The sequence below is a fragment of the Cellulosimicrobium sp. XJ-DQ-B-000 genome (assembly GCF_031119065.1).
In the GTDB taxonomy this organism is placed as follows: domain Bacteria; phylum Actinomycetota; class Actinomycetes; order Actinomycetales; family Cellulomonadaceae; genus Cellulosimicrobium; species Cellulosimicrobium funkei.
Genome location: NZ_JAVHYN010000003.1, coordinates 266,238 through 281,100, shown reverse-complemented (window position 1 = coordinate 281,100; position 14,863 = coordinate 266,238). Strand labels below are relative to the sequence as shown.

Here is a 14,863-nt window from a genome sequence, read left to right as displayed (position 1 = left end):
GTCAGGTCCCGGCGCGGTGCTGCTCGGCCTGCGCGACGGCGCGCTCGAGGTCCGCGCGCAGCGGCGCGACGCCCCGGGGGTCGCCGTACTCGACGAGCGACTCGAGGTGGTGGCGGGCGTCGAGGGGACGGTCGGCCTCGATGGCGGCGAGGACGAGCTGCCGCCCGACCTCGGCCTCGTGCTCGCGGGCGCGCCAGTGGCCGACGCCGAGGCCCAGCGCCTCGACCGGCAGTCCCGCCGTGCGCAGCACCTCCATGGACTGCGCGAGCGCGTGCCCCGAGGGGTCGCGCTCCGCGGCCGTCGCGAAGCGGCGCAGGGCCGCCTCCGGGTCGTCGTCGAGGGAGAGACGGCCGAGCTCCACGAGCGGGTACCACCCGCGGGGGTGCCCGGCGAGCTCCTCGGCGAGCGCCCAGACCGCGAGGTCGGCGGCACGCTGCTTCTCCGTCTCGTCCGCCGGGGCGGCGAGCGGGTCGTCCGTGGTCGGTCCCTCCGCGGCGCGACGGCGGACCAGCTCCGCGAGCGCGCGGAAGGCCCGCTCGTCGTTCGGGTCGTCGACGAGCATCGCCCGCAGCGCGTCCTCGTGGACCGTGTCGCCACGCTTCTCCCCGGACCGTGGGCGGCGCGTGCCGACGGTCGACGCGGACGTCGGCCGACGCATGAGCTGTCGAAGTCGGGGCATGAGTGCCATTCCCCGACCCTAGCGGGTCGTCCGGGTGCTCACCCAGCGACCCGGTCCCCCGGCGACCCGGCCGCCGCCACGGCGCGCGCTTTGTGGACTGTCCACAACCCCGGCCGTATGCTCGGCGCGTGACGGCCACCCCCAGGACCCCGGCGACCGCGCCGACCCCGACGAGCCCGGCCGGCAACGCGGACAACCTCCAGCGCCTGCGCGACGGCAGCGGCCTGCTCATGTCCGCCGCGCTGCGCCGGCTCGACGACGAGATCCGCTGGTACCGCGAGCTCCCGGCCGAGGACCGCTCCTACGTGGGTCTCGTCGCGCAGTCCGGTATCACGGCGTTCGTCACCTGGTACGCGGACCCGCAGGCCCCGCCGCACGGCGTGAGCGACATCTTCGCCGCGGCCCCGCCCGAGCTCACGCGCTCGATCTCGCTCCAGAACACTCTCCAGCTCGTCCGCATCGTCGTCGAGGTCGTCGAGGCGTACTCGGACCAGCTCGCGGCGCCGGGCGGCGAGCGCGACCTGCGCGAGGCCGTGCTGCGCTACTCCCGGGAGGTGGCGTTCTCCGCGGCGGAGGTCTACGCCCGCGCCGCGGAGGTCCGCGGCGCGTGGGACGCGCGCCTGGAGGCCCTCGTCGTGGACGCGCTCATCCGCGGCGACGGCGACGACTCCCTGCGGTCGCGCGTCTCGGCGCTCGGCTGGGGCGGCCACGGCTCGACCCTCGTCATGGCGGGCACGATCGCCGCGACGCTCGACGAGGTCCGGACGGCGGAGCTGCGCCGCGCGACGCGCCGCGCGGCGGGCGACGCGCTCGTGGGCATCCACGGCGACCGGCTCGTCCTCGTGCTCGGCGGCGAGGGCGACCTCCAGGCCGCCGCCGCGTCGCTCCTGCCCCGCTTCGGGCCCGGCCCGGTCGTCATCGGGCCGACCGTCCCCGGGCTGGAGGAGGCCGCGCGCTCGGCGCAGGCCGCGCTCGCGGGGCTGCGGGCCGCGCCCGCCTGGCCGCAGGCCCCGCGCCCGGTGCTCGCCGACGACCTGCTCCCGGAGCGCGTCCTCACCGGCGACACCACGGCGCGACGCACGCTCGTCGCCCAGGCCTACCGCCCGCTCGCCGAGGCGACGGGCTCGGTGCTCGAGACGCTGTCCGCCTACCTCGGCACGGGCCGGTCGCTCGAGGCGGCGGCCCGGTCCCTGTACGTCCACCCCAACACCGTGCGCTACCGCCTGCGCAAGGTCTCGGAGATCACCGGGTGGGACCCGCTCGACGCCCGCGAGTCGTTCGTGCTGCAGGTCGCGCTCGCGCTCGGGCAGCTCTCGACGGTCCGCTGAGGAGCCGGGCGCGCCCGACGTCCCGCGGGCTCCCCGCCCGCGGCGCCTTGTAGGTTCAGCACAACCACCCTCCGCAAGGTTGGTGCGCGTCGTGACGTGGCGCACGGCCCTCGCGTTGGCACAGTTGACGGGTGCTCGCCGTCTTGTGCCCTGGACAGGGCTCCCAGTCCCCCGGAATGCTCGCCCCCTGGCTCGAGCTGCCCGGCGTCGCCGACCAGGTCTCCGCGTTCGGCGAGGCCGCGGGCCTCGACCTGCGCGCGCACGGGACGGAGTCGGACGCCGACACGATCCGTGACACGGCCGTCGCGCAGCCGCTCATCGTCGCGTCGTCGCTCGTCGCGCTCCGCGTGATCCTCGACGGGCGCGACACCGCCGACGTCGTCGACGTGACCGCCGGGCACTCGGTCGGCGAGCTCGCCGCCGCGGCCGTCGCGGGGGCGCTGACGGACACCGGCGCCGTCGGGCTCGTCGCCCACCGCGCGCGCGCCATGGCCGCGGCCGCCGCCGCGACCCCCACCGGCATGAGCGCCGTCGTCGGGGGCGACCCGGAGGAGGTCCTCGCCGCGATCGAGGCGGCCCACCTGTGGCCCGCGAACGTCAACGGCGGCGGGCAGGTCGTCGCCGCCGGCGCCCTCGACCACCTCGCCGCCCTCGCGGAGAACCCGCCCGCGAAGGCGCGCGTCATCCCGCTCCAGGTCGCGGGCGCCTTCCACACGCCCTTCATGCAGCCGGCGCTCGAGGAGTTCGAGCCGGTCGCCGCGTCGTGGGACGTCGCCGACCCGCGCCTGCCGCTCCTGTCCAACGCCGACGGCGAGTCCTACGGGACCATCGACATCGAGGGCAGCACGTACGGCAAGGCGCGCGACGTCGTCCGCCGCCTCACCGCGCAGATCGCGGCGCCTGTGCGCTGGGACCTGTGCCAGGAGACCCTCGCGGAGCTCGGCGTCACCGCGCTGCTCGAGCTCGCGCCCGGGGGCGTCCTCACGGGTCTCGCCCGCCGGTCGCTCAAGGGCGTCGAGGCCGTGGCCGTGAAGTCGCCGGATGACGTCGAGGCCGCCCGCGACCTCGTCGCCCGGCACTCGGTGGCGGCCGGCGCGGCCCCGGGCGTCGACGCGTGAGCGGCGCGACCCTGCGCCAGGCCACGGGCCCGGCGCACTCGCGCATCCTCGCGATCGGCGGGGTGCGCGGCGAGAACGTCGTCACGAACGACGACATCGCCGGGCCCATCGACTCCTCCGACGAGTGGATCCGGCAGCGCACCGGGATCGTCACGCGGCGTCGTGCCGGCGCCGACGTCGACGTCCTGGACCTGTCCGAGGCCGCGGCGCGCGACGCCCTCGCCCGGGCGGGCCTCCAGGGCGCCGACGTCGACGCGGTGATCGTCTCCACGGTCACGTACTTCCACCAGACCCCCGCCGCCGCGGCGGTGCTCGCCGAGCGCCTCGGCGCGACGCCCGCCGCCGCGTTCGACGTCTCCGCCGCGTGCGCGGGCTACGCCTACGCCATCGCGCAGGCCGACGCCCTCGTGCGCGCCGGCATCGCGACGCACGTGCTCGTGGTCGGCGCGGAGAAGATGAGCGACTTCATCGACCCGACCGACCGCTCGATCTCGTTCCTCCTGGGCGACGGCGCCGGCGCCGCGATCGTCGGACCGTCCGACACCCCGGGCATCGGCCCGACGGTGTGGGGCTCCGACGGCGGCAAGGCGCAGGCGATCCGCCAGACGCACGCATGGTCGGACCTGCGCGAGGACCCCTCGCTCGGGTGGCCCACGCTGCGCCAGGACGGTCAGAGCGTGTTCAAGTGGGCCGCGTTCCAGATGGCCCCCGTCGCCGCCAAGGCGATGGCCGAGGCCGGGGTCGCCCCGGCCGACATCGGCGCGTTCGTGCCGCACCAGGCGAACATGCGGATCATCGACCAGATGATCAAGCAGCTCGAGCTCCCCGCGTCCGTCGCGGTCGCCCGGGACATCGCGGAGACCGGCAACACGTCGGCCGCCTCGATCCCCCTCGCGACCCGGCGCCTGCTCGACGAGGGGCAGGTCCGCTCCGGCGACCTCGCCCTCCAGATCGGGTTCGGCGCCGGGCTCGTCTACGCGGCGCAGGTGGTCGTGCTGCCGTAGGGGAGAATCACCCTGGACGGACGGCCGCCCTCCCCGCGGGGAGGACCCACGCCGTCGGCGGACCCGTCCGTCGCGCGCACCGTCTGACGAAGTACCGCCCGGCACACCCACCGGGCACCGCCACCGGGACCGGTCGCCGCCGGCCCCACGACAAGGAGAAACCATGGCCTACACCGAGCAGGAAGTCCTCGCCGGCCTCGCGGAGATCGTCGCCGAGGAGACGGGTCTGCCGACCGACGCCGTCGCGCTCGAGAAGTCCTTCACCGACGACCTCGACATCGACTCGCTGTCGATGATGACGATCGTCACCCACGCCGAGGACAAGTTCGGGGTCCGCATCCCGGACGACGAGGTCAAGAACCTCACGACGGTCGGCGACGCCGTGTCCTTCATCACGGGCGCCCAGGCCTGAGCACGCCCCGCCTGCCTCGCAGGCCTGCGGGCGGGCCGGCGTCACCCACGCCGGCCCGCCCGTCCTCCCGCCCCCGCCGCAACCCCCGAGGAGCACCATGTCTGCCGCTACTGAAGTCGTCGTCACCGGCCTCGGCGCCACCACGCCGCTCGGCGGCGACGTGCCCTCCACCTGGGCCGCGGCACTGGCCGGCGAGTCCGGCGCGCGCACGCTCGAGAACGACTGGGCGGAGCGCTACGAGATCCCGGTGACGTTCGCCGCGACGATCAAGGTCGACCCGGCCGAGGTCCTCGCGCGCCCCGAGATCAAGCGCATGGACCCCTCCACGCAGTACGCGATCATCGCCGCGCGCGAGGCGTGGGCGGACGCGGGCAGCCCCGAGGTCGACGGCGACCGGCTCGGCACGGTCGTGTCGTCCGGCATCGGCGGCATCTGGACCACGCTCGACGGCTGGGACACGCTGCGGGAGCGCGGCGCGCGCCGCATGCTGCCCATGACCGTGCCCATGCTCATGCCGAACTCCCCCACCGCGTACGTCTCGCTCGAGCTCGGCGCTCGGGCGGGCGCCCACGCTCTCGTCTCCGCGTGCGCGTCCGGCGCCGAGGCGATCGGCTACGGCGTCGACATGATCCGCGCGGGCCGCGCGGACGTCGTCGTCGCCGGCGGCACCGAGGCCACGATCCACCCCATGCCGATGGCGGCCTTCGCCGCCTCGCGCACGCTCTCGCTGCGCAACGACGACCCCCAGGGCGCGTCGCGCCCGTACGACGTCGACCGCGACGGCTTCGTCATCGGCGAGGGCTCGGGCGTCGTCGTCCTCGAGAGCGCCGAGCACGCCGCGGCCCGCGGTGCCCGCGTCTACGCGCGGCTCGCCGGCGTCGGGCTGTCCTCCGACGCCTACCACATCACCTCTCCCGACCCGGAGGGTCGGGGCCAGGTCGCGGCGATGCGCCGTGCGCTCGAGGAGGCCGGTGTCACCGGGCGGGACGTCGTGCACGTCAACGCGCACGCGACCTCGACCAAGGTCGGCGACCTCACCGAGACCCGCTCCATCCGCTCGCTCCTGGGCGACGACGCCGACCACGTGCTGCTCTCGGCCACCAAGTCGATGACCGGACACCTCCTCGGCGGTGCCGGCGCGCTCGAGTCGATCTTCACGATCAAGGCCGTCGCGGAGCGCCTCGCTCCCCCGACGATCAACGTCGCGAACCCCGACCCGGAGCTCCAGGTGCCGCTCGTGCGCGACACGCCCGCACCGCTGCCGAGCGGCGACGTCGTCGCGATCAACAACTCGTTCGGCTTCGGGGGCCACAACGTCGCCCTCGCCGTGGCCAGCGTCTGACCACACACCACGACGACGCGAAGGGCGCCTCCCCGATCTCGGGGAGGCGCCCTTCGTGGTCCTCGCGGACGAGCGCGCGTGAGCCGTCTCGGCGGAGCGGCGTTGTTGAGAGTCAGCCGACGCGGTGCAGCCAGCGCACCGGAGCGCCCGCTCCGGCGTAGCGGAACGGCTCGAGCTCGTCGTCCCAGGCCTTGCCGAGCGCGAGGTGGAGGGCGTCGCGCATCGCCCAGGGCTCGCTCACCTGCTCGAGCGCGGCCCGGATCCGGTCCTCGGGCACGACGATGTTCCCGTGCACGTCCGTCTGGGCATAGAAGATGCCGAGGTCGGGCGTGTGGGACCAGCGACCGCCGTCGACCCCGTGGCTGGGCTCCTCGGTCACCTCGTACCGCAGGTGGGACCATCCGCGCAGCGCGGAGGCCAGCCTGGCGCCCGTCCCCTGCGGCCCCTGCCACGAGTACTCGGCCCGGTAGAGGCCGCGCGCGGCGGGCTGCTCGGTCCAGTCGAGCGACACGCGCACGCCGAGGACGTTGCCCGCGGCCCACTCCATGTGCGGGCACAGAGCACGCGGTGCTGAGTGCACGTAAAGAACACCGCGGGTGATGGCACCGGCCATGTCTGCCTCCCTAGGTCGAGGTTTCGTCTTCCCCAACGTCCTCACCCAGGGCGGGTCCACAGCGCTCGCGCCGATGTCGCGGCGTGTCTCGTGCTCATCTTGCACGACATCCCGCGTGCGCGCGAGAGATCGGGCGGGCGTGCCCGGGACCGACCGGGCACACCCGTGTCAGAGGTGCTCGCGCAGCTCGCGCATCGCCTTCTTGCGCACGGAGCGGTCGAGCCGGTCCAGGTAGAGCATGCCGTCGAGGTGGTCGCACTCGTGCTGGAGGCACCGGGCCATGAGCTCGGTCCCCTCGACCACGACCTCGTTGCCGTCGAGGTCGGTGCCGACCACGCGCGCGTACCAGGCGCGGCGCGTCGGGTACCAGAGGTCGGGGACGGAGAGGCAGCCCTCGTCGCCGTCCTGGTAGTCGTCGGACAGCTCGACGATGCGCGGGTTGAGCACGTACCCGATCTCGTCGTCGATGTTCCACGAGAACGCCCGGAGGTTGACGCCGATCTGGTTGGCGGCAAGCCCCGCGCGCCCCTCGTGGTCGACCGTCTCGACGAGGTCGGCGACGAGAGAGCGCACCCGGTCGTCGATGGTGGTGATCTCGTCGCAGGGGGTGCGGAGCACGGGGTCCGGGATGGTCCGGATCTCTCTCATCGCCATGGTCACCATTCTTCCATGCGCACGACGGCGTCCGGCCGTCGTGCCCAGCCCCGCACCAGGGCGCACGTCACATCCGCGCGTACCGCGCCCGCGCGAACGAGTAGAGCCCGTAGGCCGCGAAGCCCAGCCCGACGGCGAGGAGGAGCGCGACCCCGAACGGCTGCGCCGCGAGCGTGGCGAACGCGCTGTCGAGGCCGCCCGCCTGCTGCGGGTCGTGCTGGACGGCGGCCACGACGAACAGCACGCCCAGCACGCCGAGCGCGACGCCCTTGGCGATATACCCCACCCGCCCGAGCGTCACCACGGCGCGGCCCAGGTGCCCGCTGGTCCCGCCCTGGAGGTCCTCGAGGAACTTCTTCCGCCACCCCTTGACGACGTGGTAGACGCCGCCGGCGACGATGCCCACCCCGACCGCGCCGACCAGCAGCACGCCGCCGGGCTTCTCCATGAGGGTCGCGGTCACGCTCTCCTCCTGGCCGGAGCCGCCTGCGGACCCGGTCACGACCTGGAGGGCGATCACCCCGAGCGCCAGGTAGAGGACGGCCTTGCCCGCGGCCTTGAGCCGGTCGGACGTCTCGGCCGCGCCGCTCAGCGCGACGGTGACCTGCCACAGGGCGAGCGCCGCGAACGCCACGACGGCGAACCACAGCAGCGCGGTGCCGCCCGGCGTCTGCGCGATGGCCGTGAGCGCACCGGTCTGGTCGGCCTGCTCGCTCGAGGCCGAGCCCGTCGCCACCTGCACGGCGAGGACGCCGACGACGAGGTGGAGCAGGCCGCTCACCGCGTAGCCCCCGCGGGCCAGGAGCTCCAGGGTCTTGCTGCCGCGTGCGCCGCGTGATGCCGCCTTGCCGGTCGAGCTCAAGCTCGGTGCCACAGGACCTCCTCGGTCGTCGGGACGCCGCCCCCACCGCGTCGCCGGGTTCTCCGGCCCGCACACGGTGCCAGAACTGCGCACTCCGCGCACGCCGGACGGCGTTGCCAGGCGGCGTTGGTCACGATTCGGTAACGTGCCGCGGATGCCCCCGCAGAACCCTCGCCTCGCCGTGCTCGACGGACTCCGGTTCGCGGCAGCAGCTGCGGTGCTCGTCTACCACTTCGTCGCCGTCAACCACCACGCGTGGGGCGCGCGCACGAGCGCCTCGCTCCCCGGCGCCCAGGCGGTCACCGCCTACGGGTCCTTCGGGGTCCAGCTCTTCTTCGTCGTCAGCGGCTTCGTCATCCTCATGACGGCGTGGGGCCGCGACGTGCGCGGCTTCGTCGCGTCGCGCGCCGGGCGGCTCTTCCCCGCGTACTGGGCCTCGGTGCTGCTCACGGTGGTCCTGCTGGTGCTCGTCGTCCCCGGCCGGCGTGACGTCGACCTGCCGCAGGCGGCGGCCAACCTCACCATGGTCCAGCGCGCGTTCGGGATCCCCGACCTCGAGGCCGTCTACTGGACGCTCTGGTCCGAGCTGCGGTTCTACGTCCTCGTCGGCGTGCTCGTCGCCGTCGGCCTCACCCGGGCGCGGGTCCTCGCGTTCGTCGTGCTGTGGCCCGTCGTCGGCGCGATCGCGACCCAGACCGGCTCCGAGCTGGCCGCGACGGTGCTCGTCGCCCCCGACGCCCCGCTCTTCGCGGGCGGCATGGTGCTCTATCTGCTGACCCGCGAGCGCCGCTCCCCCGTCCTCTGGCTCGCGCTCGCGCTGAACGTGCTCCTCGGGGCGGCGCTCTCCGGGCAGATCCAGTCCGGCCGCATCGAGAACAGCACCGACGTCGTCGTCTCCCCCACCGCGTGGTGGGTCGCGATCGTCGTGTGCTTCGCGCTCGTCGCCGTCGCGACCCTCACCCCGCTCGCTCGCGTCTCCTGGGGCTGGCTCACCGCTCTCGGCGCCCTCACGTACCCGCTCTACCTCGTGCACTCGTCCTGGGGGCGATGGGTCATCGAGTCCGTGCACCCGTACCTCTCGCGCGCCGCGACCCTCGCGGTGGCAGTCGCGGTGTGCCTCGCCCTCGCCTGGGTGATCCACCGCGCCGTCGAACGGCCGCTCGGGCCCCGGCTGCGCCACGCCCTCGACCGCGACCTGCGACGCGACCTCGACCGCCCGACCCGGGCCGCCGCGTCCCGGGGCGCTCAGGACGAGGCGCTCGCCGCGAGGTAGTCGCGCAGCACCACCGCCTGGTTGTGCTGCTCGTCCCTCGCCCCGTACACCAGCGTCACCACGGGGTGCTGCCCGACGACGTCCCGCAGCTCCGCGACCGCGTCGCCCTGGGCGTCGAGCTCGGCGCGGTACCGCTCGGCGAACTCGTCGAACAGCCGCTCCTCGTGGTGGAACCAGCGCCGCAGGTCCGTCGACGGCGCCACGTCCCGGAGCCACAGGTCGACGTGCGCCGCCTCCTTGCTCACGCCGCGCGGCCACAGGCGGTCGACGAGCACGCGGAACCCGTCCTGTTCCTCGGCCGGCTCGTACACGCGCTTGGTCCGCACCGTCATGAGGCCATGACACCGCGCGGACGCTCGCGCCGCACGCGCGACGCGGAAGGGTGCCCCGTGCAGGACTTGAACCCGCGACCGAGAGATTATGAGTCTCCTGCTCTGACCAGCTGAGCTAACGGGGCGCGCGGGCGAGCATACCGCCCGTGCGGCAGGCGGTCGGAGAGCCGCTACGGTGGGGACGTGTCCTGGTTCCGCCGTCCCGCGCTGCCCGACCCTGTCCGTCGTGCGCTCGACCTCCCGGCCACCGATCGTGTCCTCGCGTCGGCGGAGCTCGCCGACGGGTCGTGGGCCGTCGCGACGCGGGCCGGGCTCCTCACGAGCGACGCCGGCGGGACGACCGTCGTCCGGCACCTCTGGTCGGACGTCGACCGGGCGGGGTACGACCCGGAGAGCGCGACGATCACCGTCTCGTGGGTCGACGGCGCTCCTCCCCTGGCCCTGCGCCTCGCCGACCCGCGCCGTACGTCGCTCGCGCAGACGCTGCGCGAGCGCGTGCAGTCGTCGGTCGTGCTCTCGGAGACCGTGACGTTCGCCGCAGGGCTCACCGCGCGCGTCGCCGTGCGGCGGGACGCAGACGGCGAGCTCTTCTCGCAGGTCGTCGCCGACCCCGGGCTGGACCTGACGGACCCGGAGGTCGAGGCACGGGTCGACGCGGCCGAGGGTCGGGTCCGGTCGGCGTCCGGACTACCCCTCTGAGCCTGCTAGAGTTTTCCCCGGTCGCTGCGGTGCAAACCCCGACGGCCATGGTCGATCCCGCGTAGCTCAGCTGGCAGAGCATCCGACTGTTAATCGGACGGTCGTAGGTTCAAGTCCTACCGCGGGAGCCATCGCCCCCATCCGGATCCCCGGGTGGGGGTTTTCTTTTCCTCGAGCGACCCAGACGCACTCATCGCACCCGTCCGCTTGCTCGTGTCCGTGTCTCCGGAGGTCGGGTCGCTGTCCGGTCGGCGGACCGGGGGCGGCGAACCTTCGCGGTGGTGGCCGGTTGAGGATCGTTACGCTCACGTCCATGCATCTGCCGTCAGCGCTCGACTCGCTCCGCGCCGGGCTCGAGTCCAAGGCCGTGGAAGCGCGTGGTGCCGCGAGGAGCCGCTGGCGGCGCCTGCAAGGGCGCCACGGTGCGTTCGCGCACGGAGAGGTCAGTGCGCGGGCGACGCGCCTCACCGAGCTCTGGGAGCGCAGGTGGCCCGGTGTCGAGCCGCTCGCGCACGTGCTGCGAGTCGAGCACCCCGACAGGTGGGTCCGGTTCCACAGTCTCCCCAAGTCGAAGCGATGCGCCGAGAACGCGACCGACGACGAGGAGATCGTGCGGCGGCACCGCACGATCCTGCACGAGCTGCTCGGCTCTGCCGACTCCCGCGCCTTCCACGGCGTGTACGTCGTCGGTGTCGACTGGGACTGGCGGGACCTGGCTGCGGGCTGGACGAAGCGCCGTCTGCCCGGAGCGTGGCCCTGGCGGAGCAGCACCCCGGACGGCGACGACGCCCCTCAGTACTTCTGGGCGGTGTCGGATCGGTCCCCGCAGGAGATCGACGCGCTCCTGCTCGGGGCAGCGGACGACCAGTGCCACATCGTCATCGGCGCGCACGACCTCTCGTGGCTCTACTGCCCGTACGACGGGGGCGCCGACGTCCTGCTCCCGACCGAGGCCGAACGCGACACCCTGCGGGAGCGCCATACCGACTGGCTCTCGCCGCACCCGGGCGGGCTCTGAGCCGCACCCGGCATCGGCTGCGCCGCGGCCCTCGCCGGTCGAGCGGTGGGGGTCAGGCGATCTCGCCCTCGCGCAGCGTGCGGCGCTCGGCCTCGACGGCGAGGAGGGCGGCGAACGCCTCCTGGTACGCGGCGAGGTCGACCGACGGGTCGAGCCGCTGGAGCCGGCTCTTCGCGTCGGCGACGCGGCGCGTGAGACCCAGGTCGACGAGGCCGCGCACGACGCCTGCGACGTAGCCGCCGACGACGTTCTCCCGGTCCTCGGGCAGGGGCGCGACGGCGAGCTCGGTCACGAGGCCGCGCACGGGCTCGGCGGCCTGCTCGACGACCGCCTCGACCCAGTGCCCGGCGCCGAGCGACCTGCCCTCGCGCACGCCGCCCGCGGCGCGGATCGCGGCGTGGACGGCGCGCCACGCGGGGACGGCGAACGCGTCCTCGCCGAGGTCGTCGAACATCGGCGGCACGTGCTGGGGGTACTGGAGGACGGCCGCGAGCGCGAGACGCTCCCGGCGCGCGACGGGGTCGCGCGGGTCGGGCGGAGGCAGCGCGGGGACCTCGGGCTCGGGCGGCCGGGCCTCGGCGCCGGGGCGGGCGTCGTCGGGCCGGGCGGTCCGCACGGGCCCGGGCGCGCTGCCGCGCTTGGCGGCCGCGGCGACCTCGCGCCGGACGCGCTCCGCGTCGGTGCCGATCCAGCCGGCGAGCATGCGCGCGTACTCGGGCCGCAGCGCGGTGTCGCGGATGCCGGCGACGACGGGAGCGGCCGCGCGCAGGGCGCCGACGCGCCCCTCGGCCGTGTCGAGGTCGAACGAGGCGAGCGTCGTGCGGATGACGAACTCGAAGAGCGGCTGGCGGCCGTCGACGAGCGCGCGCACCGCGTCCGGCCCGCGCGCCATGCGCAGCTCGCAGGGGTCCATGCCGCTCGGCTCGACCGCCACGAACGTCTGGGCGTAGAAGCGCTGGTCCTCGCCGAACGCCCGCACGGCGGCCTTCTGGCCCGCGGCGTCGCCGTCGAACGTGAAGACGACCTCTCCCCCGACGGACGCGCCCGACGCGAGCTGCATGCCGCCGCCCGCGGTCGTGTCGCCGAGGAGGCGCCGCACGATGCGCGCGTGGTCCGAGCCGAACGCGGTGCCGCACGTCGCGACGGCGGTCGTCACGCCGGACAGGTGCGCGGCCATGACGTCCGTGTACCCCTCGACGACGACGACGCGCTTCTGCTTCGCGATCTCGCGCTTGGCGAGGTCGATGCCGTAGAGCACGTGCGACTTCTTGTAGAGCGTGGTCTCGGGCGTGTTGAGGTACTTGGGGCCCTGGTCCTCGTCGTAGAGGCGGCGCGCGCCGAACCCGATGATCTCGCCCGTCACGTCGCGGATCGGCCACATGAGCCGGCCGCGGAACCGGTCGTAGATGCCGCGCTGCCCCTGGCTCATGAGGCCGGAGGCGACCAGCTCCGCCTGCGTGAAGCCGCGGCCCTGGAGGTGGCGCTGGAGGTTGTCCCAGCCGGTCGGCGCGTACCCGACGCCGAAGTGCTCGGCGTCGGCCCGCTCGAAGCTGCGCTCGGCGAGGAACGCGCGCGCGGCCTGGGCGCCCGGGGCGAAGAGCTGCTCGGAGAAGTACTGGGCGGCGACACGGTGCGCCTCGAGCAGCCGCTGGCGACGGCCGGGCTCCTCGCGGGGGCGCTGCGGGCCGCCGGAGTCCTCATAGCGGAGCTGGATGCCGATGCGGTCCGCGAGGTACTCGACGGCCTCGACGAAGGTCAGACCGTCGATCTTCTGGACGAACGAGATGACGTCGCCGCCCTCGCCGCAGCCGAAGCAGTGCCAGCGCCCGACGCCGGGGCGCACGTGGAACGACGGCGAGCGCTCGTCGTGGAACGGGCACAGGCCCTTGAGCGAGCCGACGCCTGCGGTCTTGAGCGTGACGTGCGCGGAGACGATCTCGTCGATCCGCGCGCGGTCGCGGACGGCTTCCACGTCCTCGCGTCGAATCAGGCCTGCCACGAGGCGAGTCTATGCGCCCCGGGCCGGCCCGGCGGGTGCCCCGGTGGCGGCGTCCGTCACCCCGGCGCCGGTCCCCGCCGCCGCCCCCACGAGGGCCGCGCGCGACGCCGCGCAGCGGCGCGCGTACGCACCCGGGGTGACGCCCGTCGCGCGCGCGAAGTCCGCCCCGAGGTGGGCCTGGTCGTAGTAGCCGACGGCGGTCGCGAGCGCCGCGAGGTCCTGGCCCGGGTCCGCCGCCAGGAGGTCCGCGGCGAGGTGCACGCGGTGCCGCTGGAGCACCCACTTGGGGCTCACGCCGACGGACGCGGCGAACAGCCGCTGCAGCGAGCGCGCGGACGTGCCGACGACGTCCGCGAGGTCCCCCACGCCCGCCCCCGGCCCGAGCTCGCCGCCGACGAGCGCCGCGAACGCCTGCGCGACCCGGTCGAGGTCGCGCCTCGCGCGTGCGGTGCGGACCCGCTCGGCCCGGGCGCGCAGCAGGGGCTCGACCGTCCGCGCGGCCTCCTCGTCGCGGCCGGTGACCGCCAGGGCGAGCGCGGCGGCGCCGGTGCGCTCCGCCGTCGGGCCGAGCAGCGCCGCGGCCGGGACCTGGACGCCCGGACGCACGGCGTCCGGGTGGCCGAGCAGCACCCGGAAGGCGCCCGGCCGGAACTTGGTGCCGACGACGGCGCCCGACCCGGTCAGGGTGCGCTCGAACAGCCCGGGCGGGATCCCGTGCGCGACGTACCCCGACTCCTCCGCGACGACGTTCGCGACCGGGTGGGGCACGAGGACCTGGGTGAACTCCGTGCCGGGCGGCAGGTCCCACCGCACGACCCAGTGCCGCTCTACGAGGTCCGCGAGGTCGGGGGCGGGCTCGACGCGCACGAGCTCGAAGCCGCGCCGCGCGGCCGCCGGGTCGACGAGGCCGCGGACGGACGTCGTCGGGCGCCGGGGCTCCGCAGAGGCGCCGGCACCAGCGGGTTCGAACACCTGTCGCATTCCTCCAAGACTGGCACGGCCCGCCGACACGAGCATGAGGGGACGGCCCGCCCCGGGTGGGCGGGGAACCACGAGGAGGAGGACACCATGGAGATGTCGGCACTGCACCCCAACGTCACGGTGAGCGGCGCGCGCGAGGCCATCGCGTTCTACGAGGCCGCGCTCGGCGCCGAGGTGGTCGACACGATCACGGCGGGCGACGCCGTCATCCACTCCGACCTGCGGCTCGTCTCCCCGGCGGGGACCAGCACGTTCACCGTCGCGGAGGCGTTCCCGCCGGACTCGGTCGCGCCGGAGCCCGGCGCCCCGACGCACGCGTCGTTCACCGTCCCGGTCGAGGACACCGACGCCGCGTACGCGCGGGCGCTCGCGGCCGGCGCGTCGAGCCTCGCGGAGCCGTCGGACTGGTTCGAGGGGTTCCGCCAGGCGGCGGTGCGCGACCCGTTCGGGCACCGCTGGTACTTCGCGACCGTCGCGGAGTCGGTGACGGCCGAGGACGTGCAGCGCGCGAGCGACGCGTGGGTCGCCGAGCGCGGCTGACCCGGCCCG

16 protein-coding genes and 2 tRNA genes are annotated in these 14,863 nt (G+C 74.8%); 10 read left to right on the top strand and 8 right to left on the bottom strand.

Features of this window, described 5'->3' with window-relative positions; all coding sequences use genetic code 11:
• Position 1 precedes the first annotated feature (1 nt).
• Positions 2 to 688 carry a hypothetical protein gene (locus RDI86_RS07425; RefSeq protein WP_034651756.1) on the bottom strand — a complete coding sequence of 229 codons (687 nt, stop codon included), beginning with the start codon at positions 686 to 688 and terminating at the stop codon, positions 2 to 4.
• Positions 689 to 807: 119 nt separating this feature from the next.
• On the opposite strand from RDI86_RS07425, the gene RDI86_RS07420 reads away from it, so the two are divergent.
• From RDI86_RS07420 to RDI86_RS07400, 5 genes are all read left to right on the top strand, one after another.
• Positions 808 to 2,007 (top strand): CdaR family transcriptional regulator, encoded by a 1,200-nt coding sequence (locus RDI86_RS07420; protein ID WP_034651758.1) that lies wholly within the window; start codon positions 808 to 810, stop codon positions 2,005 to 2,007.
• A 131-nt stretch (positions 2,008 to 2,138) separates the two neighbouring features.
• Positions 2,139 to 3,125, top strand: coding sequence for an ACP S-malonyltransferase (locus tag RDI86_RS07415; protein ID WP_061268619.1), 987 nt, complete (start codon positions 2,139 to 2,141; stop codon positions 3,123 to 3,125).
• Positions 3,122 to 4,129, top strand: coding sequence for a beta-ketoacyl-ACP synthase III (locus tag RDI86_RS07410; protein ID WP_034651764.1), 1,008 nt, complete (start codon positions 3,122 to 3,124; stop codon positions 4,127 to 4,129). Before RDI86_RS07415 ends, RDI86_RS07410 begins: the two co-directional genes overlap by 4 nt.
• A 163-nt stretch (positions 4,130 to 4,292) precedes the next feature.
• Positions 4,293 to 4,541, top strand: coding sequence for an acyl carrier protein (locus tag RDI86_RS07405; protein ID WP_021482065.1), 249 nt, complete (start codon positions 4,293 to 4,295; stop codon positions 4,539 to 4,541).
• Between the two features lie 97 nt (positions 4,542 to 4,638).
• Positions 4,639 to 5,883, top strand: coding sequence for a beta-ketoacyl synthase (locus RDI86_RS07400; protein ID WP_034651767.1), 1,245 nt, complete (start codon positions 4,639 to 4,641; stop codon positions 5,881 to 5,883).
• A 112-nt stretch (positions 5,884 to 5,995) separates the two neighbouring features.
• On the opposite strand, the gene RDI86_RS07395 is transcribed toward RDI86_RS07400, so the two are convergent.
• The 3 genes from RDI86_RS07395 to RDI86_RS07385 all read right to left on the bottom strand — a co-directional run bounded on the left by RDI86_RS07395 (position 5,996) and on the right by RDI86_RS07385 (position 8,024).
• Entirely contained in the window at positions 5,996 to 6,496 is a 501-nt protein-coding gene (locus RDI86_RS07395) for a DUF3145 domain-containing protein (RefSeq protein ID WP_021481145.1), read from the bottom strand.
• Positions 6,497 to 6,664: 168 nt separating this feature from the next.
• Positions 6,665 to 7,150, bottom strand: a complete 486-nt coding sequence (def, locus tag RDI86_RS07390; RefSeq protein WP_021481144.1) for a peptide deformylase — start codon at positions 7,148 to 7,150, stop codon at positions 6,665 to 6,667.
• 67 nt (positions 7,151 to 7,217) lie between these two features.
• Positions 7,218 to 8,024, bottom strand: coding sequence for a DUF1206 domain-containing protein (locus tag RDI86_RS07385; protein WP_308821051.1), 807 nt, complete (start codon positions 8,022 to 8,024; stop codon positions 7,218 to 7,220).
• Positions 8,025 to 8,166: 142 nt separating this feature from the next.
• Between RDI86_RS07385 and RDI86_RS07380 the strand changes: the two genes are divergently transcribed.
• The gene (locus RDI86_RS07380; protein ID WP_308821050.1) at positions 8,167 to 9,285 is read left to right on the top strand and encodes an acyltransferase; all 1,119 of its coding nucleotides are present in this window, start codon (positions 8,167 to 8,169) and stop codon (positions 9,283 to 9,285) included.
• On the opposite strand, the gene RDI86_RS07375 is transcribed toward RDI86_RS07380, so the two are convergent.
• Together RDI86_RS07375 and RDI86_RS07370 are read right to left on the bottom strand one after the other, a co-directional pair.
• Positions 9,258 to 9,617: a DUF488 domain-containing protein gene (locus RDI86_RS07375; RefSeq protein WP_205688645.1), complete on the bottom strand. Its 360-nt coding sequence runs from the start codon at positions 9,615 to 9,617 to the stop codon at positions 9,258 to 9,260. The genes RDI86_RS07380 and RDI86_RS07375 overlap by 28 nt on opposite strands.
• A 51-nt stretch (positions 9,618 to 9,668) precedes the next feature.
• Positions 9,669 to 9,742, bottom strand: a tRNA-Ile gene (locus tag RDI86_RS07370).
• A gap of 58 nt (positions 9,743 to 9,800) precedes the next feature.
• Between RDI86_RS07370 and RDI86_RS07365 the strand changes: the two genes are divergently transcribed.
• The 3 genes from RDI86_RS07365 (at position 9,801) to RDI86_RS07355 (ending at position 11,334) form a co-directional block, all read left to right on the top strand.
• The gene (locus RDI86_RS07365; RefSeq protein ID WP_137281090.1) at positions 9,801 to 10,316 is read left to right on the top strand and encodes a hypothetical protein; all 516 of its coding nucleotides are present in this window, start codon (positions 9,801 to 9,803) and stop codon (positions 10,314 to 10,316) included.
• A 55-nt stretch (positions 10,317 to 10,371) separates the two neighbouring features.
• Positions 10,372 to 10,447, top strand: a tRNA-Asn gene (locus RDI86_RS07360).
• Between the two features lie 182 nt (positions 10,448 to 10,629).
• Positions 10,630 to 11,334 carry a hypothetical protein gene (locus tag RDI86_RS07355; RefSeq protein WP_308821049.1) on the top strand — a complete coding sequence of 235 codons (705 nt, stop codon included), beginning with the start codon at positions 10,630 to 10,632 and terminating at the stop codon, positions 11,332 to 11,334.
• Between the two features lie 52 nt (positions 11,335 to 11,386).
• Here the strand turns inward: RDI86_RS07355 and dnaG are convergent, their stop codons facing one another.
• Both dnaG and RDI86_RS07345 read right to left on the bottom strand, forming a co-directional pair.
• A complete protein-coding gene (gene dnaG / locus RDI86_RS07350) occupies positions 11,387 to 13,333 on the bottom strand; it encodes a DNA primase (RefSeq protein WP_308821048.1) in 1,947 nt (648 codons plus the stop codon).
• Between the two features lie 9 nt (positions 13,334 to 13,342).
• Positions 13,343 to 14,305, bottom strand: a complete 963-nt coding sequence (locus RDI86_RS07345; RefSeq protein WP_308821047.1) for a helix-turn-helix domain-containing protein — start codon at positions 14,303 to 14,305, stop codon at positions 13,343 to 13,345.
• Positions 14,306 to 14,401: 96 nt separating this feature from the next.
• Here RDI86_RS07345 and RDI86_RS07340 point away from each other — a divergent pair, with 96 nt between their 5' ends.
• Positions 14,402 to 14,854, top strand: a complete 453-nt coding sequence (locus tag RDI86_RS07340; RefSeq protein WP_061268625.1) for a VOC family protein — start codon at positions 14,402 to 14,404, stop codon at positions 14,852 to 14,854.
• The last annotated feature ends 9 nt before the right edge of the window (positions 14,855 to 14,863 follow it).